General features: G+C 70.4%; 29 protein-coding genes. 14 read left to right on the top strand and 15 right to left on the bottom strand.

From position 1 onward, the window contains the following. Positions 1-40 precede the first annotated feature (40 nt). Positions 41-2,212 carry an elongation factor G-like protein EF-G2 gene (locus E3T22_RS03195; RefSeq protein WP_134480296.1) on the top strand — a complete coding sequence of 724 codons (2,172 nt, stop codon included), beginning with the start codon at positions 41-43 and terminating at the stop codon, positions 2,210-2,212. Positions 2,213-2,282: 70 nt separating this feature from the next. Next, positions 2,283-2,876, top strand: coding sequence for a dihydrofolate reductase family protein (locus E3T22_RS03190; RefSeq protein ID WP_134480294.1), 594 nt, complete (start codon positions 2,283-2,285; stop codon positions 2,874-2,876). An 85-nt stretch (positions 2,877-2,961) separates the two neighbouring features. On the opposite strand, the gene E3T22_RS03185 is transcribed toward E3T22_RS03190, so the two are convergent. Further along, positions 2,962-3,246: a hypothetical protein gene (locus E3T22_RS03185; protein ID WP_088456858.1), complete on the bottom strand. Its 285-nt coding sequence runs from the start codon at positions 3,244-3,246 to the stop codon at positions 2,962-2,964. A gap of 83 nt (positions 3,247-3,329) precedes the next feature. Continuing rightward, a complete protein-coding gene (locus E3T22_RS03180; RefSeq protein WP_241983578.1) occupies positions 3,330-3,689 on the bottom strand; it encodes a VOC family protein in 360 nt (119 codons plus the stop codon). A gap of 408 nt (positions 3,690-4,097) precedes the next feature. Here E3T22_RS03180 and E3T22_RS03175 point away from each other — a divergent pair, with 408 nt between their 5' ends. Then, positions 4,098-4,619 carry an HD domain-containing protein gene (locus E3T22_RS03175; RefSeq protein ID WP_103461697.1) on the top strand — a complete coding sequence of 174 codons (522 nt, stop codon included), beginning with the start codon at positions 4,098-4,100 and terminating at the stop codon, positions 4,617-4,619. A 41-nt stretch (positions 4,620-4,660) separates the two neighbouring features. Here E3T22_RS03175 and E3T22_RS03170 read toward each other — a convergent pair whose 3' ends face one another. Continuing rightward, positions 4,661-4,957 (bottom strand): hypothetical protein, encoded by a 297-nt coding sequence (locus tag E3T22_RS03170; RefSeq protein WP_134480290.1) that lies wholly within the window; start codon positions 4,955-4,957, stop codon positions 4,661-4,663. Positions 4,958-4,984: 27 nt separating this feature from the next. Then, the gene (locus tag E3T22_RS03165) at positions 4,985-5,191 is read right to left on the bottom strand and encodes a hypothetical protein (protein ID WP_103430071.1); all 207 of its coding nucleotides are present in this window, start codon (positions 5,189-5,191) and stop codon (positions 4,985-4,987) included. Positions 5,192-5,387: 196 nt separating this feature from the next. Between E3T22_RS03165 and E3T22_RS03160 the strand changes: the two genes are divergently transcribed. Continuing rightward, on the top strand, positions 5,388-6,248 hold the full coding sequence (locus E3T22_RS03160; protein WP_241983577.1) for a PPK2 family polyphosphate kinase: 861 nt from the start codon (positions 5,388-5,390) through the stop codon (positions 6,246-6,248). A gap of 11 nt (positions 6,249-6,259) precedes the next feature. Further along, complete coding sequence (locus E3T22_RS03155) at positions 6,260-6,745, top strand: NUDIX domain-containing protein (protein ID WP_134480286.1); 486 nt, start codon at positions 6,260-6,262, stop codon at positions 6,743-6,745. A 443-nt stretch (positions 6,746-7,188) separates the two neighbouring features. On the opposite strand, the gene E3T22_RS03150 is transcribed toward E3T22_RS03155, so the two are convergent. Both E3T22_RS03150 and E3T22_RS03145 read right to left on the bottom strand, forming a co-directional pair. After that, complete coding sequence (locus tag E3T22_RS03150; protein ID WP_198415083.1) at positions 7,189-7,653, bottom strand: cytidine deaminase; 465 nt, start codon at positions 7,651-7,653, stop codon at positions 7,189-7,191. A 178-nt stretch (positions 7,654-7,831) separates the two neighbouring features. Continuing rightward, positions 7,832-8,263 (bottom strand): DUF1801 domain-containing protein, encoded by a 432-nt coding sequence (locus tag E3T22_RS03145; protein WP_134480283.1) that lies wholly within the window; start codon positions 8,261-8,263, stop codon positions 7,832-7,834. Between the two features lie 274 nt (positions 8,264-8,537). Between E3T22_RS03145 and E3T22_RS03140 the strand changes: the two genes are divergently transcribed. Then, positions 8,538-9,236, top strand: a complete 699-nt coding sequence (locus E3T22_RS03140) for a hemerythrin domain-containing protein (RefSeq protein ID WP_134480281.1) — start codon at positions 8,538-8,540, stop codon at positions 9,234-9,236. A gap of 54 nt (positions 9,237-9,290) precedes the next feature. Here the strand turns inward: E3T22_RS03140 and E3T22_RS03135 are convergent, their stop codons facing one another. Continuing rightward, entirely contained in the window at positions 9,291-9,542 is a 252-nt protein-coding gene (locus E3T22_RS03135) for a hypothetical protein (RefSeq protein ID WP_103461691.1), read from the bottom strand. A 616-nt stretch (positions 9,543-10,158) separates the two neighbouring features. Here E3T22_RS03135 and E3T22_RS03130 point away from each other — a divergent pair. Then, on the top strand, positions 10,159-10,641 hold the full coding sequence (locus E3T22_RS03130) for a hypothetical protein (protein ID WP_103478697.1): 483 nt from the start codon (positions 10,159-10,161) through the stop codon (positions 10,639-10,641). A gap of 39 nt (positions 10,642-10,680) precedes the next feature. Here E3T22_RS03130 and E3T22_RS03125 read toward each other — a convergent pair whose 3' ends face one another. Then, the gene (locus E3T22_RS03125) at positions 10,681-10,953 is read right to left on the bottom strand and encodes a glutaredoxin domain-containing protein (RefSeq protein ID WP_103478698.1); all 273 of its coding nucleotides are present in this window, start codon (positions 10,951-10,953) and stop codon (positions 10,681-10,683) included. A gap of 146 nt (positions 10,954-11,099) precedes the next feature. Here E3T22_RS03125 and E3T22_RS03120 point away from each other — a divergent pair, with 146 nt between their 5' ends. Continuing rightward, a complete protein-coding gene (locus tag E3T22_RS03120) occupies positions 11,100-11,357 on the top strand; it encodes a hypothetical protein (protein ID WP_088456846.1) in 258 nt (85 codons plus the stop codon). A 62-nt stretch (positions 11,358-11,419) separates the two neighbouring features. Here the strand turns inward: E3T22_RS03120 and E3T22_RS03115 are convergent, their stop codons facing one another. After that, positions 11,420-12,712 carry an MFS transporter gene (locus tag E3T22_RS03115; RefSeq protein ID WP_134480279.1) on the bottom strand — a complete coding sequence of 431 codons (1,293 nt, stop codon included), beginning with the start codon at positions 12,710-12,712 and terminating at the stop codon, positions 11,420-11,422. Positions 12,713-13,000: 288 nt separating this feature from the next. Beyond that, on the bottom strand, positions 13,001-13,555 hold the full coding sequence (locus E3T22_RS03110) for a GNAT family N-acetyltransferase (RefSeq protein WP_134480278.1): 555 nt from the start codon (positions 13,553-13,555) through the stop codon (positions 13,001-13,003). A 391-nt stretch (positions 13,556-13,946) separates the two neighbouring features. On the opposite strand from E3T22_RS03110, the gene E3T22_RS03105 reads away from it, so the two are divergent. After that, the gene (locus E3T22_RS03105; RefSeq protein WP_134480276.1) at positions 13,947-14,546 is read left to right on the top strand and encodes a hypothetical protein; all 600 of its coding nucleotides are present in this window, start codon (positions 13,947-13,949) and stop codon (positions 14,544-14,546) included. Next, a complete protein-coding gene (locus E3T22_RS03100; RefSeq protein ID WP_134480275.1) occupies positions 14,543-16,219 on the top strand; it encodes an FAD-dependent monooxygenase in 1,677 nt (558 codons plus the stop codon). The genes E3T22_RS03105 and E3T22_RS03100 overlap by 4 nt, the downstream gene beginning before the upstream one ends. A 9-nt stretch (positions 16,220-16,228) precedes the next feature. Here E3T22_RS03100 and E3T22_RS18965 read toward each other — a convergent pair whose 3' ends face one another. Then, positions 16,229-16,657 (bottom strand): nitroreductase/quinone reductase family protein, encoded by a 429-nt coding sequence (locus E3T22_RS18965; RefSeq protein ID WP_103430060.1) that lies wholly within the window; start codon positions 16,655-16,657, stop codon positions 16,229-16,231. A 280-nt stretch (positions 16,658-16,937) separates the two neighbouring features. Here E3T22_RS18965 and E3T22_RS03090 point away from each other — a divergent pair, with 280 nt between their 5' ends. Then, positions 16,938-17,888 carry a hypothetical protein gene (locus E3T22_RS03090; protein WP_166789252.1) on the top strand — a complete coding sequence of 317 codons (951 nt, stop codon included), beginning with the start codon at positions 16,938-16,940 and terminating at the stop codon, positions 17,886-17,888. Between the two features lie 40 nt (positions 17,889-17,928). Here E3T22_RS03090 and E3T22_RS03085 read toward each other — a convergent pair whose 3' ends face one another. Further along, positions 17,929-18,468 carry a helix-turn-helix domain-containing protein gene (locus tag E3T22_RS03085; protein ID WP_088456840.1) on the bottom strand — a complete coding sequence of 180 codons (540 nt, stop codon included), beginning with the start codon at positions 18,466-18,468 and terminating at the stop codon, positions 17,929-17,931. Positions 18,469-18,530: 62 nt separating this feature from the next. Beyond that, positions 18,531-18,935: a DUF1801 domain-containing protein gene (locus tag E3T22_RS03080; RefSeq protein WP_134480270.1), complete on the bottom strand. Its 405-nt coding sequence runs from the start codon at positions 18,933-18,935 to the stop codon at positions 18,531-18,533. Positions 18,936-19,073: 138 nt separating this feature from the next. Between E3T22_RS03080 and E3T22_RS03075 the strand changes: the two genes are divergently transcribed. The 3 genes from E3T22_RS03075 (at position 19,074) to E3T22_RS19205 (ending at position 22,720) form a co-directional block, all read left to right on the top strand. After that, positions 19,074-19,277 carry a hypothetical protein gene (locus E3T22_RS03075; RefSeq protein ID WP_134407984.1) on the top strand — a complete coding sequence of 68 codons (204 nt, stop codon included), beginning with the start codon at positions 19,074-19,076 and terminating at the stop codon, positions 19,275-19,277. A 30-nt stretch (positions 19,278-19,307) separates the two neighbouring features. Continuing rightward, a complete protein-coding gene (locus tag E3T22_RS03070) occupies positions 19,308-20,285 on the top strand; it encodes an aldo/keto reductase (RefSeq protein WP_134480268.1) in 978 nt (325 codons plus the stop codon). Positions 20,286-20,764: 479 nt separating this feature from the next. Then, positions 20,765-22,720 (top strand): DUF2207 domain-containing protein, encoded by a 1,956-nt coding sequence (locus E3T22_RS19205; protein WP_194087746.1) that lies wholly within the window; start codon positions 20,765-20,767, stop codon positions 22,718-22,720. Here E3T22_RS19205 and E3T22_RS03060 read toward each other — a convergent pair. Together E3T22_RS03060 and E3T22_RS03055 are read right to left on the bottom strand one after the other, a co-directional pair. Next, entirely contained in the window at positions 22,717-23,226 is a 510-nt protein-coding gene (locus tag E3T22_RS03060) for a GNAT family N-acetyltransferase (RefSeq protein WP_088456835.1), read from the bottom strand. The genes E3T22_RS19205 and E3T22_RS03060 overlap by 4 nt on opposite strands. Positions 23,227-23,405: 179 nt before the next feature. After that, positions 23,406-24,140 carry an HAD family hydrolase gene (locus E3T22_RS03055; protein WP_134407982.1) on the bottom strand — a complete coding sequence of 245 codons (735 nt, stop codon included), beginning with the start codon at positions 24,138-24,140 and terminating at the stop codon, positions 23,406-23,408. Positions 24,141-24,157 lie beyond the last annotated feature (17 nt).

Below are 24,157 nucleotides of genomic sequence, written 5' to 3'. Positions count from 1 at the left end.
CGGTGAGGAAAAGTTGGGACGACGACGTCGGGAGTTGCTCATGTCGGGAAAACAGGATGCGTCGAAGGGGACGGGCCGGGGCGGCGCGGAACAACGCAAGGCCGCGACGTCGTCGGGCCCTCCGGCAGATCGGCCGGAGAAAATCCGCAACGTCGCCCTGGTCGGTCGGTCCGGCGCCGGTAAGACCCTGCTCGCCGAAGCGCTGCTCGCGGCCACCGGTGCCCTCACCCGGATGGGCACGATCGAGGGCGGCAGCACGGTGAGCGACTCGGACCCGTCCGAGATCCACCAGCAACGATCCGTGGCGCTGTCGGTGCTGCCGCTGACGGTCGGCGAGGTGAAGGTGAACCTGCTCGACACCCCGGGCTACGCCGATTTTGTCGGCGACCTGCGTGCCGGGCTGCGGGCAGCGGATGCGGCGCTGTTCGTGGTCTCGGCCGTTGACGGTGTCGACGCGGCCACCACCGCTCTCTGGGCGGAGTGCGAGCGCATCGGGATGCCCCGGGCGGTGGTGATCAACCGGATCGATCACCCGCGGGCGGCGTACGAGGCGGTGCTGGCGGCGTGCCAGGAGAACTTCGGCGCCGTGTTGCCGCTGGCCGTGCCGATCCGCACCGACGGGAGCATCACCGGGCTGCTGGGGTTGCTCTCCGGCACGGTCTCGGACTCCGGCGCGGGCACCGCCGGGCCCACCCAACGGCCGGCCACCGAGGCCGAACGCGTTGACGCGGAGCCGGCCCGGGCCACCCTGATCGAGGGCATCATCGCCGAGAGCGAAGACGAAACCCTGATGGACCGCTATCTCGGCGGCGCCAAGATCGACCTGCACACCCTCACCGCCGACCTGGAGATCGCCGTGGTGCGCGGCAGCTTCTATCCGGTGCTGGCGACCTCCGCCGAGACCGGGGTAGGCATGACGGAACTGCTGGAGCTGCTGACCGGCGCGTTCCCCTCGCCGATGGAGCGTGCCCTGCCGTCGGTGACGGACCTGGACGGCCGACCGGTGGGGCCGCTGACCTGCGATCCGGACGGGCCGCTGGTGGGCGAGGTCGTGCGCACCACCATCGATTCGTTTCTGGGCCGGGTCTGCCTGGTCCGCATCTTCTCCGGCACGCTGCGGGAGGACACCATCGTGCACATCGGCGGCCACGGCCTCACCGACCGGGGCCATCAGGACCACGACAGCGACGAACGGGTCACCCACCTGCAGTCCCCGCTGGGCGCCATCCTGCGACCGGTGCCGTATTGCGTGGCGGGAGACATCTGCGCGCTGACCCGGCTGACCGACGCGGAGACCGGGGACACCGTGTCCGATCGGGAGGCGCCGTTGCTGGTCGAGGCGTGGGAGATGCCGGAGCCACTGATGCCGGTGGCGGTGCACGGCGCGGCGCGGAGCGATGACGACGCGCTGGCCAAGAACCTCGGCAAGATCGTGGCCGTCGACCCGACCCTGCGGGTGGAGCGCAACGCTGAGACCCACCAGCTGGTGCTGTGGTGCATGGGCGAGGCGCACGCCGAGGTCGTGCTGGACCGGCTGCGCAGCCAGGGCGTGAAGCTGGAGACCGTCGACGTGATCACGCCGCTGCGGGAGACCTTCGCCACGCCGGCGGGCGCCCGGGGGAGGTACGTGAAGCAGTCCGGCGGCCACGGCCAATACGCCATCTGCGAGATCGAGGTCGAACCACGGGAGCGCGGGGCGGGGTTCGAGTTCGTGAACAAGATCGTCGGCGGCGTGGTCCCCGGGCACTACATCGGATCGGTGGAGAAGGGCGTTCGCGCGCAGATGGAGAAGGGCGTCTCGGCCGGGTTCCCCGTTGTGGACATCCGGGTGACGCTAGTGGGCGGCAAGACGCACAGCGTCGATTCGTCGGATGCGGCGTTCCAGGCAGCCGGGGCGCTGGCGCTGCGGGAGGCCGCCGCGGAGGCCCGGATCCAGCTGCTCGAACCGGTCTCGGCGGTCACGATCAGGGTGCCCGACGCCTCCGTCGGCGCGGTGATGACCGACCTGTCCACCCGCCGCGGCCACATGACCGGCACCACATCGGTGGGTGATGAGCGCACCGAGATCAGCGCCGAGATCCCGGATGCCGAGCTGTTACGGTATGCCATCGAGCTCCGGGCCTTGACGGCGGGGAGCGGTCTCTTCCGCCGCAGCTACCTGCGGCACGACCCGGTGCCGCACAATGTTGTGCCGGCGGCCGCGAGTGTGTGATCGGCCGTGAAGGTGTGACCGGCCCGAGGGCGGCCGGCGAGGCGGGACCGAACGAACGGAGCGATCGACCATGACGCCAGTGACCTGCGATATCACCGTCTCCACCGACGGCTACGCGGCCGGCCCCAACCAGAGCCTGGAGAATCCGCTCGGTGAAGGGGGAATGCGGCTGCACCGCTGGGCGCTCGAGCAGCCTGCCGAGAATGCCGCCCAAATGGAGGCCATCCTGGAGGCGGGTGCATACATCATGGGCCGCAACATGTTCGGTCCCGGCCGAGGGGAGTGGGACGACGAATGGACGGGCTGGTGGGGCGACGAGCCGCCGTACCACGCGCCGGTGTTCGTGTTGACGCACTATCCGCGGGCACCGCTGGTCATGGCGGGAGGCACGACGTTCACGTTTGTCACCGACGGCATCGAATCGGCGCTGGAGCAGGCGCGTGCCGCCGCGGGGGAGTTGAGCGTGGCCATCGCCGGCGGTGCGTCCACTGTGCGGCAGTACCTCGCGGCCGGGCTGATCGACGAATTGCGGCTGCACATCGCGCAGGTGGTGCAGGGCACCGGCGAGCCCTTGCTGGAGGGACTGGATGACGTGAGGTTGGAACAGGTGACTTCGGTGGAGAATGAGTTGGTCACCCACGTCGTCTACAGGGTGGTGCACTGAGCCGTGCAACGCCGTGGCGCGCTCGACCCATCCGTTGGTTGCGCCTGTCGAACCCGGCGACGAGTCCCGCTCGAACCGCACTCTCTCAGCGAGGTACCGGCGCCGAGCTGTGCGGGCTGTCGTACTCGCCCAGGGCGTAGCGCAGCTGTTGGTTGAGGTCGTTGAGCGCCTGGCGCACGTTGTAACGAGGGTCGGCGCCCTCGCTCAGCGGCGCGGCGATGCCGTCGCTTGCGAGACGGTGCAGAAGGGTCTGCACCGAATGATCGTCGAGGCCGGCCATCCAGACCAGCCCTTCGAGGTTGGCCAGCACGCCGACGAGAGCGGCAGCATCGCGCTTACTGAGGGGGTGAGGGCAGTTGGTGTCATCCACACGGGCAGTTTCATCCGCAATCGTGATGAGGGCAATCCCCGTCCCTCCCCTGTGAGCGCGGATGCGGCCGGCGTGTGGGGCTCCTAGGCCGGGACGTCGCTGTCGCCGGAGGGGTGTTCCCCGGCGTCGAGCTCCTGGAAGAGGGTGATCTGGAGGCCGGCCGGCGCATCCATTCGCGAGTTGATCGAGCGCCACGGGGTTTCGCGGGGCGTGGCGGTGAGAATCGCGCCGGCGTCAACGAGCCGGTCGGTGGTCGCCGCGGTGTCGTCCACCTCGAACGCGACGCGGAGTCGATGGCTGGGCTGGCCGTCGGCCTCGACCCGATCGATCAGCCGCACCTGGGCGGGATTGGACAGCTCGAGGGTGGCGATCCCGGCGCTGAGGATCACGACCCGGGCGTCGCCCTCGCCCTCGTAGGACTCCGACACTGGCAGCCCGAGCACGTCGCGGTAGAAGGCGAGGGCGGCATCGAAGTCCTCGGTCTCGACGACGAGGCGCAGCTGCCGGACCGGGGGCGGGGCGGGGGTTCGTGGGTTCGCTCATGCTGTGGATGGTAGCCGCGCTGGGTGGCGGCCGTGCGTAGGTCGTCGGGCGTAGGGCCTTGGTGCACGGGTGACGCGTGGCCGCGAAGGCGGCGCGCTGTGCGGGTCAGGCGCCGCTATGCGGGTGGCGCGCCACCCGCATAACGGCGCCTGACCCGCATACCTCCACGAGCACAGCGACGGCACGCCGACGGCGCCTCGACGGCATGCGTGCGGTACGTCGAGGAGCACCGCCGACGGCACCGCGGGCCGGCACGGGGTGCGCTAGCGTCGAGGTGACTCAGTTTTGATCGCCCTCGAGGAGTTGCCATGACAGACACCACCGCGCCGTCCGGCGCCGGTCCCGAGCAGGACGACACCGCCGGGCAGGGCAGCCCGGCGGCCGGCAGCCTGGCGGCCGCCATCGCGCTGGCACAGGCGGCGCACGCCGGGCAGGTCGACAAGCTCGGGGTGGCCTACATCGAGCATCCACTGGGCGTGATGAGCCTGGTCAACACCGTGCCCGAGAAGACCGTGGCGGTGCTGCACGACGTGGTGGAGGACACCCCCATCACGCTCGACGACCTGCGCGCGCAGGGCTTTGACGAGCCCGTCGTGCGGGCGGTGGATGCGCTGACCAAGCGGGCCGGCGAACCGCTCGCCGAGTCGATGGCCCGGGTGGCCGCCGACCCGCTGGCGCTGGTCGTGAAGCACGCCGACCTCGCCCACAACGCGAACCCGGTCCGTCAGGCCGCGCTGCCGCCCGAGATGAGCCGGCGGCTCACGGCCAAGTACACGGAATCGGCCCGACTGCTCGGCACCACGCTCGCGGCGGTGCTCGACAGGGGATGACGGCGGCGCTCAGGTAGCGCCCGCGCGGGTCGGCTCCGCGACTACCGGCGCTTGGCGAGCAGGGCGCCGAGGCCGGTCACCGCGGCGACGGCGACGGAGCCGAGCGTGAGGACCAGGGTGGGGTTGCGCTTGTAGGCGTCGGAGAGCTTCCCGAACGTGTCGGTCGCGAACTCCCGTGCCGAGGCGAGGGCTGCGGTGGTGTCGATGTCGCGCAGGGCCGCGGTGGCGGTGGCGACGGTGTCGTCGACGGCGTGGCGGGCCTGGTCGGCGAGCTCGCCGGCCTTCGCGACGGTGTCCTCGACGAGGTCGTGGGCCTGCTGTGCGGTGTTGTCGGTCATGAGATTCCTTTCGAAGGGGGTGCTGGCTTAGCGGTGAACGGCCTTGGTGATCTTCTTCGTGTTGCGGCGGGCGAGCTTCTTCGTGCCGGCGCGGGCCTTCTTCACGGTCGGGTCGTTCCACGCCTTCTTGGCGTTGCGGCGGATCTGCTTGTACCGGCCTCGGCCGGCCTTGGCGCCGATGAGGTAGAACGCGAAGGCCACGGCGGCGGCGAGGAGAAGACGAAGTGCGGTCATGGTGGCCTGCTTTCTGGTTGGGGACTGAGGCGAGGCGTCCGAGCCCGGGCCGGGTACGGCCGAGCTGACCGGCTACGGTGCCGAGCGGATGACTCGCCCCACCTATGAGTGGCGTGAAACCGGCAATTCGTCACGGAATCCACCGTTTTCGGCAGCCGGCGGAGCAGAATGGCAGCATCCGACGAAGGGAGCCGCCGTGGCCTCGACATCCGCTTCCGCCTGGACGGACGCATCCAGCAACCTGCTCAAGGTCACCCGCGGGTTCGTCCTCGGCGCCGTCGATCCCGGCTCAACGCCCGGCTTCAGCGGCAACAAAACGGATGCCCAGACCGCCGGCGCCGCCGCCGCTGAGGCGCTCTCGCACCAGCAGGAGATGCTCTTCGCCAACAGCCGGGAGGGCGACCCGCGCAAGATCCTGCTCATCCTGCAGGGGATGGACACCTCCGGTAAGGGTGGCATCGTGCGCCACGTGGTGGGCGCCGTCGACCCCCAGGGCGTCAGCCACGTGGCGTTCAAGGCGCCCACCCCGGCCGAGCTGCGGCACGACTTTCTCTGGCGCATCCGTCGAGAACTGCCGACCGCCGGCATGATCGGTGTCTTCGACCGGTCGCACTACGAAGACGTGTTGATCGGCCGGGTCAGGCAGCTCGCGCCGCCCGAGGAGATCGAGGAACGCTACGACCTGATCAATGCCTTCGAACAGGAGCTCGTCGACGATGACACCACCGTGATCAAGGTGATGCTGCACATCAGCGCCGGCGAGCAGAAGAAGCGCCTGCTCGAGCGGCTCGACCGACCCGACAAATACTGGAAATTCAACCCGGGTGACATCGACGAGCGCATGCTCTGGCCCGGCTACCAAGCGGCGTACCAGACCGCGCTCGAGCGCACCTCCACGGCGTTCGCGCCCTGGTACGTCGTGCCCGCCGACCGCAAATGGTTCGCCCACCTCGCGGTGCGGGAGCTTCTGCTCAAGGCGTTGAACGACATGGTGCTCACCTGGCCGCCTGCCGACTTCGACGTGGCCGCCGAGCGGGCCAGGCTGGCCGCGTCCTGAGGGGTGGGTCGATGGTGGTGTTGAGCGCGGGCATCCTGCTCTATCGGTTCACGGATGCGGCGGAGCCCGAGGTGTGGATCGCGCACATGGGCGGCCCGTTCTGGGCGCGCAAGGATGCCGCGGCCTGGTCGATCCCCAAGGGCGAGTACGGGCTCGGGGAAGACCCGTTCGCGGCTGCGCGGCGGGAGTTCGAGGAGGAGATCGGGGTGCCGGCACCAGCGGTGGAGTATGTCGAGCTGGGTGAGTTTCGGCAGCCGTCGGGCAAGGTGGTGACGGTGTTCGCGGCGGAGGCCGACCTCGCGGTCGACACCGTGGTGAGCAACACGTTTGAGCTGGAGTGGCCGAAGGGGTCCGGCCGGTTGCGGTCGTTCCCCGAGGTGGACGATGCCCGATGGGTGGGTCTGGAGCAGGCCCGGGTGCAGCTGGTGCGCGGGCAGGTGCCGGTTCTCGATGCCCTGGTGGAGCTGCTGAGGGGTCGGGGACGGCTGGCTCGGTAGCGGTTCGGCCCCTGGGCCTGGTGTCGGCTCGGCCGCGGGATGGGTGGTTCGGGTGCCGGATGCCTGCTCCGGGGTGCTGCGCGGGCAAGGCGCCGTTATGCGGGTGGCGTGGCACCCGCACAATGGCGCCTACCCCGCATAACGCGAATTCCGGTCGGTCGGGCGCGGAGCATCAGGGACCGCAGGGGTTCAGCGGGCCACCTGCCGGGGCCGCCGGGCGGCGACCTCCGCGCGGTCATACCGCAATTCTCTCCCGCCGATCGAGCCATCCGCGGCCACCCTCGCGGCCACCCTCAGGGGCACCGACGAGGGCGGATCGGGTGCCGGTCGCCCGCAACCGGACCAACTGTTGCCCGTGCGGACAACTGTGCCCGGCACACCGGGCGCAATTGTCCGGATCGGCAACAGTTGCCGAACATTGGGCAGCGGGGGACTGCCCGGCGTCAGCGGAATCGGTCGTCGTCGAACGGCTGCACGCCATCCGCCAGGCTCCACGCCGCGGCGAACGGCATCAGGGTCTCGATCCGGGCCACCCGCACCCCCTCGGCGGTGGGCAGCAACACCCGGATGCCGGGGTGGTAGTCGAAGAGCACCTGGCGGTCCCGCCCGCACGGGCCGACCACGCCGCGACCGTGATTGCCCACGGCAACTATCGTCGTGATTTCCCGCGCACCACCGGCGCGGGCGGTGCCCAGGGCGACGAGCTCGGCGCACGGACCGCCGGTGAAGTGGAACAGGTTCACGCCGGCGAACATGCGGCCGTCGGCGGCCCGGACGGCCGCGCCCATGGTGTGGGCGCCGTCCTCGTCGGGGCCGGCATCCGTGTTGGCGTCGATGGTCGCACGAGCGAGCTCGATGAGTTCGCGGTCATCCGCTGACGGGGTTTCGAGTTCGGGGGTTGCAGGCATGGGCTCATCCTACGGAGGGACGGGTCCGGCCGCCGGTGGAGGAGCGGCCGGCGTGGCCTTCGGGGCGTTAGGCGGGTCAGGCGCCGTTATGCGGGTGGCGCGCCACCCGCATAACGGCGCCTTGCCCGCATACCTCGGCGGCCACGCCCGGGCCGAGGCCATGTGGCTGCGCGCTGGCTCAGGTGGCGTCGGGCGTGAGCCGCGCGGCATCCTGGAGCAGGGCCCGGAACTCGTCCAGCTCGAGGGCGTCGATCGACGCGAACGTGATCGCGGCGGAGCTGACCTTGACCTTGCCGAGCCGGCCCTTGTACTGCTGAACGAGGGAACCGTTCTCGTCGGCCGCATTCACGTACACGCTGAGGTGGTTCTTCTGCCTGGCCAGTCCCACCACGAACCACTCCACGGTGGGCTTGCCCGGCCGGGCGATCACGGTGTGGCCGTAGCCGATGTTCTGCTGCTCGGTGCCGCCCCAGAAGACGCCCTCCCACAGCTCGCGGGTGACCCCGGCGAAGACCTCGGAGATGATGGCGTCGAGGGCCCGCATCGAGTCGACAAAGGGGCCGTCCAGGGTCGCGAGGAACTCGTCGACGTCTCGACCGGTTAGCTCCATGGTGATCTCCTTCGGTGTGGGGTGGGGCGCTGTCTCGATCGTAGGGGCGGTGCTGTCGCCGCGTCAGCGTGCACCGCGGCGGCTGTCGCGAGTGTGGCACCGATCGGCGGATGCGGGGCCGGGCAGATTCGGCGGATGCGCTAACCCCGCGTCGCTCCCACAAACCCGCGCTGCGCTCCCACATCCACTTGGCGAGTCCGACCGTGGCAACCCCTTGAAGGGGCACAGCCACGCGGATACGGTTCCAGCGTGCACATCTCACGAAGGAGGCCCCATGCCAGCCACCGCCTTGCCCTCCAGCGGCGACAACCCTGACGACGGCGCCGGTGCCGTCAAGATTTGCGACGGCCGCGGCATGGTCGAGATCCATCGGATGTTCCGGGCCGGGTTCGGTGAGGCCCCGGCGCTGGTCGGTGCGGTGCCCGACAGCGACGCCGAGCAGGCCGACCTCGTCGGCGACTACCTCGCGATGCTCTCCACCGGGCTGCACGCACACCACGAAGGCGAAGACACCATGCTGTGGGGCCGGCTGGAGAGCCGGGCTCCCTCCTGCGCGGCCCACGTGACGCGCATGAAGGAGCAGCACGCGCTGATGCTCGTGCACCTCAACGAACTCGATGCGGCCCTGCCGGCCTGGCGGGCGAGCGGCCGGGCAACGGATGCGGCATCCGTTGCCACAGCGCTGGCCGGCATCAATGCGGCGCTCGCCGTGCACCTGCCCGACGAGGAGACCCACATCGTGCCCGTGATGGAGACCGTCATCACGCCGAGGGAGATCGACGCGTTCTCCGAACACGGTCGGAAGGCCACCCCCAAGGGCAAGGTGTTCGTTCAGCTCGGCACGATCCTCGCCGCGCAACCGGACGGCGGCGACGACTGGCAACACGAGCACCTGCCCGCTCCGGTGCGGCTGCTCTGGCGGCTCGTGGGCAGGTCACGGTACGAGCGGTACCGGGCGGCGCTGGTCAAATAGGCGGATGCGCCCGGATGCCGACCGGGTGGGCCCGGCGTTCGGAGCCGAGGGCGGTTACAGGCCCGCCAGCTCCGGGAACAGCATTCCAGGCAGGTACGGCCAGAACAGGGTGAGGGCCAGCACGACCGGGACCAGGATGATCACCAGGACGCCCAGCGCGAAGGAGTAGCTGAGAACCACGGCCATCAGCTGCAATCCCACAAAAGCGACGGGCTCGTCACGCACCTCGTGCACGTCGTCGAAGATCGTCAGCCCGTCGGCCTCCGGCGCGTTCCGCTCTGCGGTGTTGTGCTGTGTCGTGTCCATCTGTACCCCCGGGGGGAAGACTACCGGTGCGTGGAGTGGTGCGGACGTCGTTACGAGTGACCCGGGGCCGGGGATGCGCGGCGGGTTGGCTTTCAGGTTGCGCTGTCGGCTACCGCTCCATGCGGCAACGGAGGTCAGCCGGCCACGGTCGGGGCCGGGTGCGATGTTGCGTTTACGGTACCCCCGGCAGGGGTGGGGTGCAACGGGGCTGATGCGCCGGGCAGGTGAGGGGGTGCGCCGGCGCGTGGGGGCGGATGGGCCGGGTGGTGACGCGGGGCGGGTGCGGGTGTGCGGCGGGGAGATGCGTTACGCGGGTCAGGCGCCGTTATGCGGGTGGCGCGCCACCCGCATAACGGCGCGTTGCCCGCGCACCTCGGCCGACGGCATCCTGCCCGCACACCTCGGTCGACCGCATCCTGCCCGGCAGGCGTAGCGGGCGCCGGCGGCGCAGGCGTAGCGTGGACCGGGAGGCCTGGCGCAGCGCTAGCCGGGCCGAAGCGCGGGCGCGGCGTGGGCGTAGCGGGACGGTGGGACGAAACAGAGGCGCCTCGGGCCGGGCGCGGTTGGTGCCGCTCGGGCACCTCTCGCGGGGGTCGGCGCTCGAGGAGGAACTGAGATGGCCGTCAGGGAGGCCTTCACCGCCGAGGAATGGCAGGCCGTGGGGGCCGCACCGTTTCTCGTGGGACTGTACATGGTGGGGGCGTCGCCCAGAGGGCCGATGGTGGTCGTAACGGAGATGCTTGCCGCGGAGAAGGCCGTGACGCGCGAGGCGCATCACCCGGACGCGCTGCCCATCGTCAAGGAAATCGACGCGGACCTGGTGGCCGAGGTACTCGCCCGCGACCTCGGCGTGATCGACGGCGCCGCCGATGACCAGGCCCGGGTGCTGGGCGAGCTGGCCCGGGCGTTGGCCTTGGTCGAGGCGCAGGCGCCGACGATGGACTCGGCCTTCCGGGCCTGGCTGTTCCGGGTGGCCGAGCACGTGGCGCGCACCGCCACGGAGGGTGCGCCGCCGGGTGCCAGGGGCAGGCGGGGAAGCGGGGAGGTGGCCGCGGCGCTGAAGACGCTGGCGGGAATGCTCGGGGTGCCTCGACGGTGAGACCCCCGCGTGCTGCCCGAACGCCCTCCGGCCCGGAGGCTAGATGGTGCCGAGCTCGGAGAGCTTGGCGCGCACGTCGGCGTCGCTGGGCTCGACCATGTGGGTGTCGTCGGAGAACACGATCACGGGGATCTGGGTGCGGCCGCTGATGGCCTTGGCCCGGTCGGCGCCGTCGGCCACGGCCTCAAGGTCGACGTAGTCGTAGACCACACCGAGGCCGTCGAGCAGCTTCTTCGAGCGACGGCAGTCGCGGCACCACTCGGCGCCGAACATGGTGATGGTGGCGGCGGCGGATGCGGTAGGTGCGGTCATCCGTCGAGTTTAGGCGGGTGTCGGCTGAGTGGATGCCGGGTGCCGGGGGTCGCGGAGACCCCGCACGAGTCCCCGTGCGAAATAATACGCTGATCAGAGCGAAACTGTGGTTGACTCAGCTTAGGATCCACCCGAAGGAGTACCCCATGAAGCGCCCGAGCGCCGCCGTGATCGGTCTGGTCGTCAGTGCCGGATTTTGTGTCGGGTTCACCGGGTACCTGATCTACGTGGGCCTCCAACCGGATGCGCCGAGCGGTTTCGCCACGCCGGCCGAGATCTACCTGGGCGGCGGCGGACTGCTCGCCGGCGTGCTGGGCCTGGCGGTGTTCCTCGGTTTGGTGTTGCGGCCCGCTGAGCCGATGCGCGACCAGATGCCGGCCGACGACGAGACACCGCGCGCCTAGCCCACCCGCACGCCCAGCTGGGCCGACCGGCCCCGGCGACCCGGCGACCGTTCAGAGTGTGCTCAGGGCGCCGTCGGTGCGGGCGCTGCGGTGAGGTCCGGTTCATCCGCTGCGGCGGCATCCGCGGACCGAGTGCGTACCCGGGTGGCCAGCACCGGTGCGAAGAACACCACGAGCAGGCCCGCCAGCGGCACGAGGAGCAGCCCGTAGCGCAACTGGGAGAGGTCGGCGATGGCGCCGATGATGGGCGGCGAGAACAGGAAACCCAGGCGCAGCAGCCAGGCGACGATGGTGAGTCCGGTGCCGGCGCGGAAGCCGGGCAGCTCGTCTGCGGCGTGCATCGCGGCCGGGATCAGCGTGGCGACGCCGAAGCCGGCCAGGCCGAAGCCCACGACGGTGCCCGGGATCGACGGAAACGCGAGCGCCGTGCCCATACCCAGGAACACGATCGTGCCGCCGGTGCGGGCCACAGCCCGCTGGCCGAACCTGTCGACGAGGCCGTCGCCGAGCAGCCGGCCGATGAACTGCATGCCCTGCAAAGCGATGAAGCCGAGCCCGGCCACCAGGGCGGATGCGCCGAGAGCGTCGGAGAGATAGATGGCCGACCAGGACGCGCCGGCGTCCTCGACGACGGCGCCGGAGGCGGCGATCACCACGAGCGCGCCGAGCACCAGCCACTTGCCCCAGCGGCCGGCCGAGCGGGTGGGTGCGTCGGCGTGCGGTTCCGGGGCGGTTGCTTCGGGTTCGAGGGGCTCGGGGCCGGCGAGGAGGAACCTGTAGCTGTACAGCGCGAACAGGCTGAAGGTGACGGCGGACACGATGAGGTGCTGGCCGCGCGGAATGTCGAGCTGGGCGGCGGCGGCGCCGAGGAGGCCACCGGTGACCGCGCCGATGCTCCACACGGCGTGGAAGGAGTTGAGGATGGAGCGTTTGTAGAGCCGCTGAACGCGCAGGCCGTGCGAGTTCTGGGCCACGTCGGTGATGGAGTCCATCGCTCCGGCCAGGAAGATACCGGCGGCCAGGGCAGCCCAGCTGGGGGCGATTCCGGCCAGGATCAGGCCCACCGCGGTGAGCATCGTCGAGACCACGGCGACCCGCGACGACCGGAACCGGCGGATCAGCATGCCTGCGGCGAGCCCGGCGAGGAGGGCGCCGAGCGGGAACGCCGCGACCGCGAAACCGAATTCGGCGTTGCTGAGCCCGAGCTCGGACTTGATCGCGGGATACCGGGGGATCAGGTTGGCGAACAGGGCGCCGTTCGTGAAGAACAGCATGGCAACGGCGAAGCGAGCGCGGCGCACGGCCACGTCGGGGCGGGCAGCGGTGCGTTCTGCGGAGCGGGCGGGAGGCGTCATTGCGTCAGCGGACTTTCTGGTGGTGGTGAGTGGTCGTGCGGGTCCCGTTGGTGAGCGCGAGGCACGGGTTTCAAGCTTGGCACGGATGCCGGTGGCGCCGCACCCGGGTGGCTGCGGCGGGCATCCGGTGCGGCGGCAGGTGTTGTGCGTCGTGGCAGGTATTGTTCACGGCGGCACTGGTTAGAGCACGTGCCGCGACAACAAAGGTGTGCCGCGAGAATCAAAGTGTGCCGCGAGAACGAAGGTATGCCGCGAGAGTGCCTCGCGGCGGTGCCTGGGTGGCCCGGCTCAGTCGAGGGTTAGCTCGAAGATGGTTTCGAGGCCGTCCTCGTCGTCCCATTGCTCGCCCACCTCGACGAAGCCGAACTGGGCGATAAGAGCCCGAGACGGCAGGTTGTCGGGACTGATGGTGGCCCGGACCACCGTGACGGCCGGCTCGATGCGGGCGCGTTCCAGCAGCGCGGTGAGTGCGGCGCGGGCATAGCCCTGCCGCCGGTATGCGGCATCCACGGCGTAGCCCACCTCGACCATGCCGGTGTCGTCCGGCGGGCCGTGGTAGCCGGACTGACCGACGGCGAGCCGCCGGGCGGGGTCGAAGATGACTCGGGTGATCCAGCTGGCGTCGCCCGGCGAGGCGGCGAGCTGCCGGCTGCGGTACCGCCAGGTGTTGGCGCTGGCCGCCTGCACGAAGAAGGGACTCAGTTCCACCGCTGCCTGCTCGTTGGCCAGGTCGAGGTCCTCCTCGGCGAGGGCATCGATGGTGACCTGGCTCAACTGCACGAGGTGCACGGTGGGCGCCACGGTGGATGGCCACGGGTCGTCGAGCGAGGAGGTAGAGATCATGGGTCCTTCGGGGCCGTTCCGGGTGGGACTGATGGTGGACGGGCCACCTGGTGGTTCGGGCGGCGAACGCGGTATCGACGGCGGCCGTGGCCGCTCCGAGCGCGCGCACCTGAGGCTACCGCTCAGCGCCCGGGTTTCTCGAGGACTTTTCCGGAGTTCGCTCAATCGTGCACCGACGTCGGCCCCGTGGACGCCTCCGGTCACCCGGACCCACGAAGAGGCGCAACTGTGCAGGCGCATCTGCTTACCCGGCGATTCCCGCGCCACAACCGGTACCCATCCAGGTGCCCCGGCCGGGCCTTCCCCGAAACGGACCGGCTGCCTATGCTGGCACCGTCGGGGGACCGGCCGCCGGCGACGGTGGCCGCCGCTGATATCGGGAGGAGCGACCATGATGAGCGAGAAACCGCCTCTTCCGCTGGGCCCGGCGGTGCGGGGCCTGGCCGCCTGCGTGGCGCGCACCGGTCTGCTGCTCGTGCAGCGGCGCATCCACTTGCCGCGGGGCAACGCCGGCAAGCGACTGTCGTTCGCCGACGGCAGCCGCGCGGTGGTCTACCGCGAAACAGTGGTGGACCGCGCGGCGGCCCACACCCCCACGGTGTTGGTGGTGGGGTTCCGCCTGCGGCTGCTGCGCGGCCGGGCGCACCGCTGGTTTCGGGTGCAGAGCATCATGAACACCCCGCTGTTCGTCGGCTTTCCCGGCTACGTGTCGAAGCTGTGGCTGACCCACGACATCAACGGGTTGTACCGGGGCATCTACGAGTGGGACGGCCCGGAGCTCGCCGAAACCTACGCCCGCACCCTGTGGCGGGTGCTCGCGCTGGGCAGCGAACCCGGATCGATCCACTACGCGGTGCTGCCCGGGGTGCACCGGGACGAGTTCCTGCGCGATCCGTACCGGTTTTCGGCCGGGGCCGTCGGCATTGTGGGGGACTGGTGGCGTCCGGCCGAGCCGATGTCGGCCAAGCGCCGGGTGCGCGAACCCGCATGACCGATTTCGACACCGATCTTCTGATTGTGGGTGCCGGCACGACCGGCCTCACCCTTGCGCTGCAGGCCGTCGACCACGGCGCCCGGGTGCGTGTCGTCGAACGCCGGCCGGAAGCGTTCCGGCCGTCGCGGGCGATGGTGATGCATCCGCGCACCCTCGAACTCTTACGTCCGCTGGGGGTGACGGATGCCCTGCTCGCGCTCGGCGACTCCGCACCGTCGGTGCGGCTGCACCTGCCCTCGCGGGTGGTGTCGGTGTCGATCGAGAAGCTTGATCTGCCCGGCACCGCGTTCCCGCACCCGCTGCTGGTGCGGCAGTCCGACGTGGAGGCCGTGCTGGCCGCCGCGCTCGCCGAACGCGGCGTGCTGGTGCAGCGCGGTGCGGAGGTGGTGCGGCTGGCGCGGCTGCGTCAGGGCGGCGCCCGGGCCGTGCTGCGCACCGCGGACGACGAGCCGGACGAGGACGTGCTGTGCCGCTACCTGGCCGGCTGTGACGGGCCGGCGAGCCTGGTGCGCCGGTCGGTCGGCGGATTCCTCGGCGGCGACTACGACCAGGAGGTGGTGCTCGCGGACGTGGAGCTGGGCCCCGCCGGCGCCGGATCGCGGGCGGTGGCGCCGGTGATGCTCGAGACCGGGGTCGCGCATGTGGTCGTCGGGCGGCAGGGGCTGGTATTCCTGTTCAACATCGGTGAACGGGCCACCTGGCGGATGCTCGCCACCCGACGGGCCGGCGACGACCGGCAGCCGTTCGGCCAGCCGGGTCCGCCCGTACCGCAGGAGCAACTGCAGCGGCTGGTCGACGAGGCCGGGCTGCCGGCGCAGATCACCGAGGTGGCCTGGTCGGCCCAGGTGCGGCTGCAACACCGGATCGCCAGCCGGTTCAGCCGGGGTCCGCTGTTCGTGGCCGGCGATGCCGCCCACGTGCATTCGCCGGCGGGCGCGCAGGGCATGAACGCCGGCATCCACGACGCCGTGAACCTCGGCTGGAAGCTGGCGTTCGCAGCCGCGGCCGTCCGGCGGCTGCCCGAGACGGCGGACACCCCGGGTGACACGCGGCCGGGCGGCTCCCTGGCCGCCCGGCCCGGGTCGGCGCTGCTGGACTCGTACGCGCTGGAGCGTCGCCCCGCCGACCGGGCCGTGCTGCGGCTGACGCACACCATGTATTGGGCCGAGGCGAGTCTGCATCCGCTGGCCCAGCTCGGCCGGGCGGTGCTGGTGCCTGTGGCCTGGCCGGTGCTGCCCTGGCTCGCCCGGCAACGCCGGCTGACCGCGGTGGGCCTCCGCACCCTCTCGCAGTTCCGGCTGCGGTACCCGCACAGCCCGCTGTCGATGGACGTGCGCGCGTCACTCACCCCGGTGCGCGGCGGGCTGGCCCGGCGGGTGCTGCGGCCGGGCTCGCGGGTGCCCGACACCCTGGTGCGCTGCGAGGGCCGTCGGGTGCGCCTGCACGCGTTGCTCGCGCGGCCGGGGGTGCACATCCTGTTGCAGGCGAACGCGCGACCGGTGCCCGACCGGATGCTGAGCCCGCTGGTGCACAGTTACCGGCTCGACGACAGGCCCGGCACCGGCATCCTCGTCGTGCGACCGGACGGCTACGTCGGGCTGCGGGCTCCGGTGCTCGACGAACCGCACCTCGCCGCGTGGCTGCGCCTGGTGGGGCTGCCCGTGCGGTGAGCGGCGGGTCTAGCTGCGCACCGGTGCCTCGCAGAGTTCCAGCCTGAAGATCGGATGGTCGACCAGATCCGGCAGCTCGGCCAGGAACGGCCTGGCCCGACGGCCCAGTTTCTCGAGGTAGTCGGCGGCGACCTGGTCGTGTTCGAGGCCCCGCAGCTCGGTGGCCCGGTACGGGTGTCGGCGCCACCGGATGCGCAGCTCGCAGCGACCGGCGACCCGGAGGTTGCGCACCCACTGGGTCTCGCCGCGGCCGGCGATGACATATCGGTCGCCCTCGAACCGGAACGGTGCCACCGGGGTGCTGATCTCCCGGCCGCTGATGCGACCACGCACGATGAGGGTGGGGGTGCCGCAGGCCCGGGCGACCGGGTTGACGACGTGCCGCATGAAGCGGCTGGGCGGCAGGTAACCGCGGCGGCGGGTGGGCGTGCTGCTCAAGGTAGGCCTCCATTCAGTGTCATCGGCGAGGGGCACATCCGCCTCATGCCCGACACGGTACTGCCGCGGCCGGGACCGGGGAAGGTGCCCGGGAGTTGCGCCCACACCCCCAGCGAAACCACCCGATCGGGGGTATAACTCCTGCAGAGCCATGGGACGGCGGCGGGGCGTCCGCTGACATCCGGGGCGCCACCGGCCGGCCGGAAGAAATAGCAGGAGTTGTGCATCCCGCGGCTGATCGGGGGAGTGTGTTCTGGCCGGGCAGGTCCTACGGTGAGGTATGGACTGGGTGGGCGACGTGGGGCGCGGTGAGTGGCTGCGCGAGCGGCTGGACGTGCGGTGGCGAAACATGCACTCTGCGGTGCCGCGTGGTTTCGAAGCGTACGCGCGGGTGTTCCACCCCGTCACGATTGACCGGCCAGCCGGCACCGGCACCTGGTCGGGCCCCAACCGGGGGTTTGCGTCCGGCATCGACTACCGGAGCGTGCCGTGGGCGCGGGTGGCCGAGGTCGGGGGTGCCACCATGCATCCGCTGGCGCAGTTCGGCCGGCTGAACCGCGGGGTGCCCAACGAGTACAACGAACTGGTGGATGCCGACGGCTGGCGGTACTCCGAACCCGCCGTGGGCACCCTCGACGTGGCCGTACTCGCCGCCGTGGCCCTGCACCTGGCCGCCCACACCGGCACCCCGGATGCCGGAATCGCGGCCGTGTGGGAGGGCTGGGGTGGACTCGTCCGCGGTACCGGGGTCTCCGTGATCATGGTGCGCGACGAAGAGGCGGCCGACCGCGCATCCGATCGTGCGGCCGATCGTGAGACTGAGGCCGGCGAGGCGAGGCTCCGGCAGGCGGCGCTCGCCGCGATGGCCGAGCCCGACGATTCGAGGGGCCCCGGCCTGCTGCCCGCCGAGGTGTCGTCCGGTGCTCGGCTGCGACTGCCCGGGCGGGACTATGTCTTGTTCGACGCGGGCATCCGCCGGTTCGTCGACCCGGCCTGGCTGACGGATGCGCCATGGACCGATTCGACGTGGCCGCAGTCGCCGAACCTGATCTGGCCGGACGACCACGCCTGGGTGCTGGTGAGCGAGATCGACTTCGACTCCACGGTGATCGCCGGCACCCGGGCGCTCGTGGGCGCGCTGGTCGCCGATCCCACGATCGAGGTCCTGGAGCTGCGGGAGGGCGCCGACCTCACCTCCGAGGGTGACACGGTCAACCTTCCGCCGAACTGACCGCAGCGCCGGCCGCCGGCGGCCCAGCCGAGCCCGGCGATCAGGGGTGCGCGGCGGCGAGGGGGCGGGTGGGGCCGATGTCAGGGTCGTTCTCGCCCGGCCCCGGCACGATGGCGATGTCGGCCAACGGCACCACGACGCCGGCGGCGGTGACGAACGCGACCGAGGTGGGTTCGCTGGTGTCGGCGTACTGGTAGAGCCGGCTGGGGCCGTGACCGGACGGCCGGTAGTCGTCACCCCACTGGGCAAGCGCGCCGAGCACCGGGAGCAGCGCGTCGCCGGCGGCGGTGAGGTGGTAATCGAAACGTTCACGGGCGCCCGGCTCGCGGTAGCCGCGGCGTTCGAACACCCCGGCGGCCACGAGCGAGCACAGCCGGGAGGTGAGGATGTCGGTGGGGATGCCGAGCACCCGTCGGAAGTCGCTGAACCGGGTGTGTCCGCGGAAACCCTCCCGCACGATCAGGATCGTCCACCGGTCGCCGAGCACCTGCATAGTGCGCGCGATGGAGCAACGCAGGTCGTCGCCGGAGCGTTTCGACGAGACGGGGTGCGCACGAGCATCGGAGGGTCCCGTTGTCATGTGCGTAGTCTACCTTTGGTTGGATTATCCAACCCAGCCCGGAACGGCACCGGGACCTCCGGTCACGGGGAGTCGGTGCCCTCGGCGAGCCAAGCGCGCACGACTTCGACGGCCGCTGCACGTATGTGCTCCAGATCGGCGAGATCGGTGACGAGCAGGCTCGCCCGGATATCAGAGTGCCAGGTGAGCAGGCCGTTCGGGTCACCGATGAAAGCAGATGCGGCATCCGGGTTCTCGGCGGTGGTCGCGCCCCGGTGCAGCACCAGCCGCACCCCGTTTTTGCCCTGAGCGCTGATCGTGGCTTGGTCGACCCCGGCGAGTACAAAACTGGGGGAATTCCACTTGATGTGTTCCTCTGCGGCCGGGTTGGCCTCCAGAACGAGCTGCCGCAGCGCCTGGATCACGGGCAGTCGTTCTGCGGGCTGCGCGGCGAGGTACTCCTCCACTGAGCGATAACGATCGACCATGAACGGAGCGTACCGCGGGAGTGCCGGCACCGTGGGGTCATCCGCGACGGCACAATTGACGCCGGCGCGCCCAGACGGTAGACCTTTGTGAAGGCCCAACCGGCCCGAGTGACCCATCCGCAACGCTTGGAGGACCTAGTGTCCGAAACGTTCAGCCTGATCCTGGGGATCCTCATCCTGGTGGTGGCGATCGCCGTCTCCGTGTTCCTCTACGTGATCTCCCGCCGCCCTCGCTCAGCTCCGCTCTCCGCCCAGGAGCGCGCCGAGCACGACTCCCGCAGCGAGACCGAAGCGGCCCAGAGCCCGAAGATTCGGAACACCGGCAGGGGCGCCGGCCTCTAAGCGGCTCGGCTTCGCAACGAAGGGAACGCCATGAAATACGTGCGACTGGGCAGCACCGGACTCGAGGTGTCGGCGATCACGCTGGGCTGTATGAGCTTCGGCAATCCGATGCGCGGCAATCATTCCTGGACGCTGCCGGAGGAGACCAGTCGCCCGCTGATCTGGCAGGCGCTGGAAGCCGGCATCACCACCTTCGACACCGCCAACGTGTACTCCGACGGCAGCAGCGAGGAGATCCTCGGCCGGGCGCTGCGGGACTTCAGCTCGCGGGACCGGTACGTGCTCGCCACGAAGGTGCACGGGCGGATGCGGCCGGGCCCCAACGGTGCCGGACTCTCGCGCCGCGCCATCCTGGCCGAGATCGACCACAGTCTCACCAGGCTGGGCACCGATCACGTCGACCTCTATCAGATCCATCGCTGGGACCCGCTGACGCCGATCGAAGAGACCATGGAGGCGCTGCATGACGTGGTCAGGGCCGGAAAGGCCCGGTACATCGGCGCTTCGTCGATGTACGCGTGGCAGTTCGCGAAGGCTCAGTACACCGCCGATCTCCATGGTTTCACCCGCTTCGTGTCGATGCAGGACCAGTACAACCTGCTCAACCGCGAGGAGGAACGCGAGATGCTGCCGTTCTGTCTCGATCAGGGCGTTGGCGTGTTGCCGTGGAGCCCGCTGGCCCGCGGCAAGCTCACCCGCGATTGGCATGAGACCACCGACCGCTCCGAAACCGACACCTTCGGCCAGACCCTGTACAAACAGCAGGAGGAGGGCGACCGCGAGATCGCGGGCGCCGTGGCCCAGGTGGCCGCAGAGCGCGGGGTGCCCCGCGCCCAGGTGGCGCTGGCCTGGGTGCGCCAGCAGCCGGCCGTGTCCTCGCCCATCGTGGGCGTCACCCAGGCACACCACCTCCTGGATGCCGTCGCGTCCGTGGACCTCACCCTCAGCGCCGACGAGCTGGTCCGGTTGGCCGCCCCCTACCGGCCGCACACGCCCGAGGGCTTCTAGGCCCTCGGATGTCGGTGGCTCCGTCTAGCCTGACGGCACCTACTCACTCACCCTCGTGCCGAGTAAACGGAGCAGATCATGAGGGTACTCGTGGCGACATCGGCAACCCAGGGCGCGCGGGCAACGGATTTTGCGTATTGCATCGAGGGCGAGCTTGTTTGGCTGCATGGGGTGTGTTCGGCGAGCGAGCGCAACTCGTCCGGAGCGTGCGGGTGCGGACGCTCGTTCTCCGGCCTGAGCTCTACCAGGCACACGACCACAGCCTTGGTGCGGGACATCCCCGGGCTCACTCGGCAGGAGTACCTGGCCGCGTCGATGGCGGGACTCGAGCTCAGGGGATGGTGCCCGGACTGCAGCGGCTTTCCGGTGGCTGACTTCGTCGATTGGCTGTTAGCCGTGGCCGGGGACCTGCCCGAGGGGACAGTCGTGGAGCGGCATGCCTTCGATCTCAATGTGAGGTGGTCACTAGGCTCGGGGGCGTGACGCGTCTTCTGAAGGTCCTGTCCGCTGTTGTCGTTGCTGCTGTGCTGGCGCTCGGTGCCCCGCTGGCGGCGAACGCCACTGCGCTGAGCCCGGTAACGGCGGCATCGGCAGCTCCGGCTGCGCATTCGAACGTGGTCGGGAGCGTGCGCGCGGCTGTGCCCGGCGACACCTCGGACTTCACCTTCGCGCTGTATGCGGGGGAGTACTACCTGGGCCGCGACGATGCCGGGCACTCCACCCTGCGCACTGTCGAGACCTTCGTGGCCGAGTTCCCCGACTTCGACCAGAACCGCGGCATCATCCGCGCCATCCCCAACGACTATGACGGTGTGCCGCTGAACACGACGGTAGAGTCCGTCACCGATGCTCAGGGCGAGCCGGTGTACTTCGAGACCGAGATCAACGGTGGTTTCACCGAGCTTGCGCTCGGAACCGACGAGTTCGTGCGCGGCACCCAGACCTACGTCATCAGCTACACCCAGCAGAACGTGGTGCGCGCGTTCGCTGACACCAACGACGACGAGTTCTACTGGGACACCAATGGCACCGGTTTCGACCAGCAGTTCGGTACCGTCGCCGCCCGGGTGCACGTCGATCCGGTGATCGCTCCCTTCCTGACCGGCAACAACGCCTGCTACACCGGGGCTCAGGGGGAGAGCGGCGATTGCCAGATCGTGCAGGAAGCTGACCCGGATGCCGCCGCCCCGGCCGGCCAGATGTTCACCGCCGAGGCCGCCGATCTGGGCCCGGGCGAGAATCTCACCATTGCCATCGGTTTCACGCTCGGCACCTTCGTGCAGGTGCCCGCCGAGGCGAGGTCCGACGCCGACAACTCGTCCGGCTTCGGCGGGTTCCCGTTCGGGCTGCTGGGCATGGCCATGCTCGGCGGGGTGTTCGTTCTCGCCCGGACCTTCGCGCGCCCCCGCGACCCGAAGGGCGGCACCATCATCGCCCAGTACAGCGTTCCGGACGGCTACAACCTCCTCGAGGCAGCCGACCTCATCGGTCGGCCGAAGTCGGCCATGGCCGCGCAAATCGTGAGCTTTGCGGTGCGCGGTAACGTGCGCATCCTGGACTACCCGGTCAGCGCCGACGGCGGCGACTACACGCTGCAGCTTCTCCGCACCGACGGCGTCGACGATCAGGAGCTCGCCGTGCTCGCCACCTTCTTCCCCGGGCTGCCGGCTGGTGCGGTGTGCGAACTCGGGGTCACCAACGACCCGCTCGCCCGCGGGCTCAAGGCCGCCACAGCAGATGCGACGGTTCGCAACACCGCCCGCGGCTGGCGCGCTCGGCCGGCCCTGACCCGGGCAAGGATCCGTCTGCTCGTCGGTCTCGGCGCGCTGGTCGCCCTGGTCGTGGCAGTTCTCGTGATCGGCGACCCGCCCGCGATCTGGTGGTCTCCGTTGCTGCTGCTCGCCGCGTCCGCCGTGATCGTGGGCATCGTCGCGGGGAGTCGGCCGCTGCTGCTCACCGCGGCCGGCCTGGAACGGCGCGACTACCTCGCCGGCATGAAGATGTATCTCGACCTGGCCGAGGCGGACAGGTTCCGCATGCTGCAGAGCCCGGATGGCGCCCTGCGAGTGACCGTGCCCCGTACCGTGCCCGGGATGGAACCCGCCGCATCCACCCTCGACACCGTGGAACTGGTGAAACTCTACGAAAAGCTCCTGCCGTTCGCGGTGCTCTGGGGTGTGGAGAAGGAGTGGGCCGCTGAGCTCGAGGTGTACTACGAGCAGGCCACGACCGCGCCGGACTGGTTCCTCTCGCAGAACGCGTTCAGTGGCATCCACCTGGCCACGGCCCTCGGCGGCATGGTCAACTCGATGAACGCCACCCAGACGCCCACGTCCTCGTGGTCGAGCAGCGGTGGCGGCAGCTTCTCCGGCGGATCCGGTGGCGGCGGCTTCTCCGGCGGTGGTGGCGGTGGCGGTGGCGGCGGTGGCCGCTAGAGCGGCTTGACCATCTCGATCTCCATGGCGCTGGAGTCCAGGACGTACTTCACCCGGTGCCCGGTCTCGGTGAATCCCCGGCGCAGGTAGGCGGCGCGGGCGCGGGCATTGTCCTCGTGCACGTGCAGGGTCAGCCGGTCGCCCTCGCCACGGGCCCACTCCTGGATCGCGACGAGCAGGGCATCGAAGACCCCGGAGTCGCGGCCGCGGTGGTCCGGCGACACGTACACGCCCACGAGCAACGCGCCGGTGGTCGCGTCGGGCACGTACCCGCCCATGGTGCCCACCCAGCGACCGGCGGGGTCGATCGCGACCAAAACCGTGCCGCGTTCGGCGGTGCCGCGGGCGGCGCGCATCCGCCATTCACTGTCGGTGTGGCCGAGGGCGTCCTGCAGGGTCTCGCCGAACGCGATCGGGGTGTCCTGCAGCATCTCCAGGCGCAGCGAGCGCACCTCACGCCAGTCGTCCACCCGTGTGGCGCGGATGCTGAACCCCTCGGTAGTCATTCGCCGAGCTTACCCAGTCACGCGCGCAGGTCGCCGCCCGGGGGCCTTGCGCACGCCGCGGTCCTGTGGTTCACGGCCTGGATGACGTGGCGGGCCCACCTTTTCTACGACACCCTGCTCGCCGATTACGCCGAGCGGCCCCGCTGCGCGGGTGGACGCGGCGCCGGGAACCGCCGGAGTTAGGCCACCCCGCGGGTGCTGATGGGGCGGGTGCTCGGGTAGCGGAACGAGAGCAGGTCGGGCAGGTCGAGCACCGAGGTGACCCGACGGGTCTCCGGCACCCCGTCGCGCGGGGCGGGCGCCACGAGCACGGCCTCCATACCGTGCGCCCGCGGGCCGTCGAAGTCGGCATCCCAGGTGTCGCCGACGAAGATCACCCGGGCCGGATCGGCCTCCGCCGTGTCGAGGGCCGCCTGGTAGATCGCCGAATGGGGCTTCCGAAAACCCACCTCGAGCGACGTCACAATGTTGGCGATGAGGTCGGTGGCCCCCATGGCCGCCAGCTGGCGGGGCACGACGGATGCGCTGTGCGTGTTCGAGACGATGGTCAGCGTGAAGCTCTGGCCCAGTTCCCGGAGCGTCTGGGCCATGCCGGGGATCAGCACCACCCCGCGCTCCCAGTCCGCCATGTTGCTCGCCGCTCCGGCGGCGATCTCGGTTGCGTCGGGTTCCCGGCCGAGCAGCCGCACGAACGCGCGCCGCGACAGTTCTTCCATGGTGAACTCGCGGTGGTCGACGTCGGACTCGGTGTTGAGCTGGTGGAAGGCAGCCAGCCAGGCATCGGCGGTCTCCTGCTCGGTGCCGCGTGCGCCGAAGGCCCGCATGCTCGCGTGCGTGTCGGCGTAGCCCTGGCCCGCGCGGGAGTCCGCGTAGTTGACCAGGGTGCCGAAGAAGTCGAGGAACAGATGCCGCATGTCCTCAGCTTGGCAGG

It is taken from the genome of Cryobacterium sp. TMB3-10, from assembly GCF_004402305.1.
In the GTDB taxonomy this organism is placed as follows: domain Bacteria; phylum Actinomycetota; class Actinomycetes; order Actinomycetales; family Microbacteriaceae; genus Cryobacterium; species Cryobacterium zongtaii.
The sequence above is the reverse complement of the archived record's forward strand: the minus strand, read 5'-3'. Positions and strand labels throughout refer to the sequence as shown.

Excerpts from the sequence above, each read along its gene's own strand:
- E3T22_RS03150 (WP_198415083.1), bottom strand. The coding sequence starts at position 7,653 with ATGCCTGCAACCCCCGAACTCGAAACCCCGTCAGCGGATGACCGCGAA.
- E3T22_RS03090 (WP_166789252.1), top strand. The coding sequence starts at position 16,938 with ATGGACTGGGTGGGCGACGTGGGGCGCGGTGAGTGGCTGCGCGAGCGG.
- E3T22_RS03135 (WP_103461691.1), bottom strand. The coding sequence starts at position 9,542 with ATGGACACGACACAGCACAACACCGCAGAGCGGAACGCGCCGGAGGCC.
- E3T22_RS03140 (WP_134480281.1), top strand. The coding sequence starts at position 8,538 with ATGCCAGCCACCGCCTTGCCCTCCAGCGGCGACAACCCTGACGACGGC.
- E3T22_RS03055 (WP_134407982.1), bottom strand. The coding sequence starts at position 24,140 with ATGCGGCATCTGTTCCTCGACTTCTTCGGCACCCTGGTCAACTACGCG.
- E3T22_RS03155 (WP_134480286.1), top strand. The coding sequence starts at position 6,260 with ATGGTGGTGTTGAGCGCGGGCATCCTGCTCTATCGGTTCACGGATGCG.
- E3T22_RS03105 (WP_134480276.1), top strand. The coding sequence starts at position 13,947 with ATGATGAGCGAGAAACCGCCTCTTCCGCTGGGCCCGGCGGTGCGGGGC.
- E3T22_RS03110 (WP_134480278.1), bottom strand. The coding sequence starts at position 13,555 with ATGATCTCTACCTCCTCGCTCGACGACCCGTGGCCATCCACCGTGGCG.
- E3T22_RS03100 (WP_134480275.1), top strand. The coding sequence starts at position 14,543 with ATGACCGATTTCGACACCGATCTTCTGATTGTGGGTGCCGGCACGACC.
- E3T22_RS03130 (WP_103478697.1), top strand. The coding sequence starts at position 10,159 with ATGGCCGTCAGGGAGGCCTTCACCGCCGAGGAATGGCAGGCCGTGGGG.
- E3T22_RS03085 (WP_088456840.1), bottom strand. The coding sequence starts at position 18,468 with ATGACAACGGGACCCTCCGATGCTCGTGCGCACCCCGTCTCGTCGAAA.
- E3T22_RS03175 (WP_103461697.1), top strand. The coding sequence starts at position 4,098 with ATGACAGACACCACCGCGCCGTCCGGCGCCGGTCCCGAGCAGGACGAC.
- E3T22_RS03190 (WP_134480294.1), top strand. The coding sequence starts at position 2,283 with ATGACGCCAGTGACCTGCGATATCACCGTCTCCACCGACGGCTACGCG.
- E3T22_RS03145 (WP_134480283.1), bottom strand. The coding sequence starts at position 8,263 with ATGGAGCTAACCGGTCGAGACGTCGACGAGTTCCTCGCGACCCTGGAC.
- E3T22_RS03070 (WP_134480268.1), top strand. The coding sequence starts at position 19,308 with ATGAAATACGTGCGACTGGGCAGCACCGGACTCGAGGTGTCGGCGATC.
- E3T22_RS03120 (WP_088456846.1), top strand. The coding sequence starts at position 11,100 with ATGAAGCGCCCGAGCGCCGCCGTGATCGGTCTGGTCGTCAGTGCCGGA.
- E3T22_RS03115 (WP_134480279.1), bottom strand. The coding sequence starts at position 12,712 with ATGACGCCTCCCGCCCGCTCCGCAGAACGCACCGCTGCCCGCCCCGAC.
- E3T22_RS03060 (WP_088456835.1), bottom strand. The coding sequence starts at position 23,226 with ATGACTACCGAGGGGTTCAGCATCCGCGCCACACGGGTGGACGACTGG.
- E3T22_RS03080 (WP_134480270.1), bottom strand. The coding sequence starts at position 18,935 with ATGGTCGATCGTTATCGCTCAGTGGAGGAGTACCTCGCCGCGCAGCCC.
- E3T22_RS03165 (WP_103430071.1), bottom strand. The coding sequence starts at position 5,191 with ATGACCGCACTTCGTCTTCTCCTCGCCGCCGCCGTGGCCTTCGCGTTC.
- E3T22_RS03125 (WP_103478698.1), bottom strand. The coding sequence starts at position 10,953 with ATGACCGCACCTACCGCATCCGCCGCCGCCACCATCACCATGTTCGGC.
- E3T22_RS03170 (WP_134480290.1), bottom strand. The coding sequence starts at position 4,957 with ATGACCGACAACACCGCACAGCAGGCCCACGACCTCGTCGAGGACACC.
- E3T22_RS03195 (WP_134480296.1), top strand. The coding sequence starts at position 41 with ATGTCGGGAAAACAGGATGCGTCGAAGGGGACGGGCCGGGGCGGCGCG.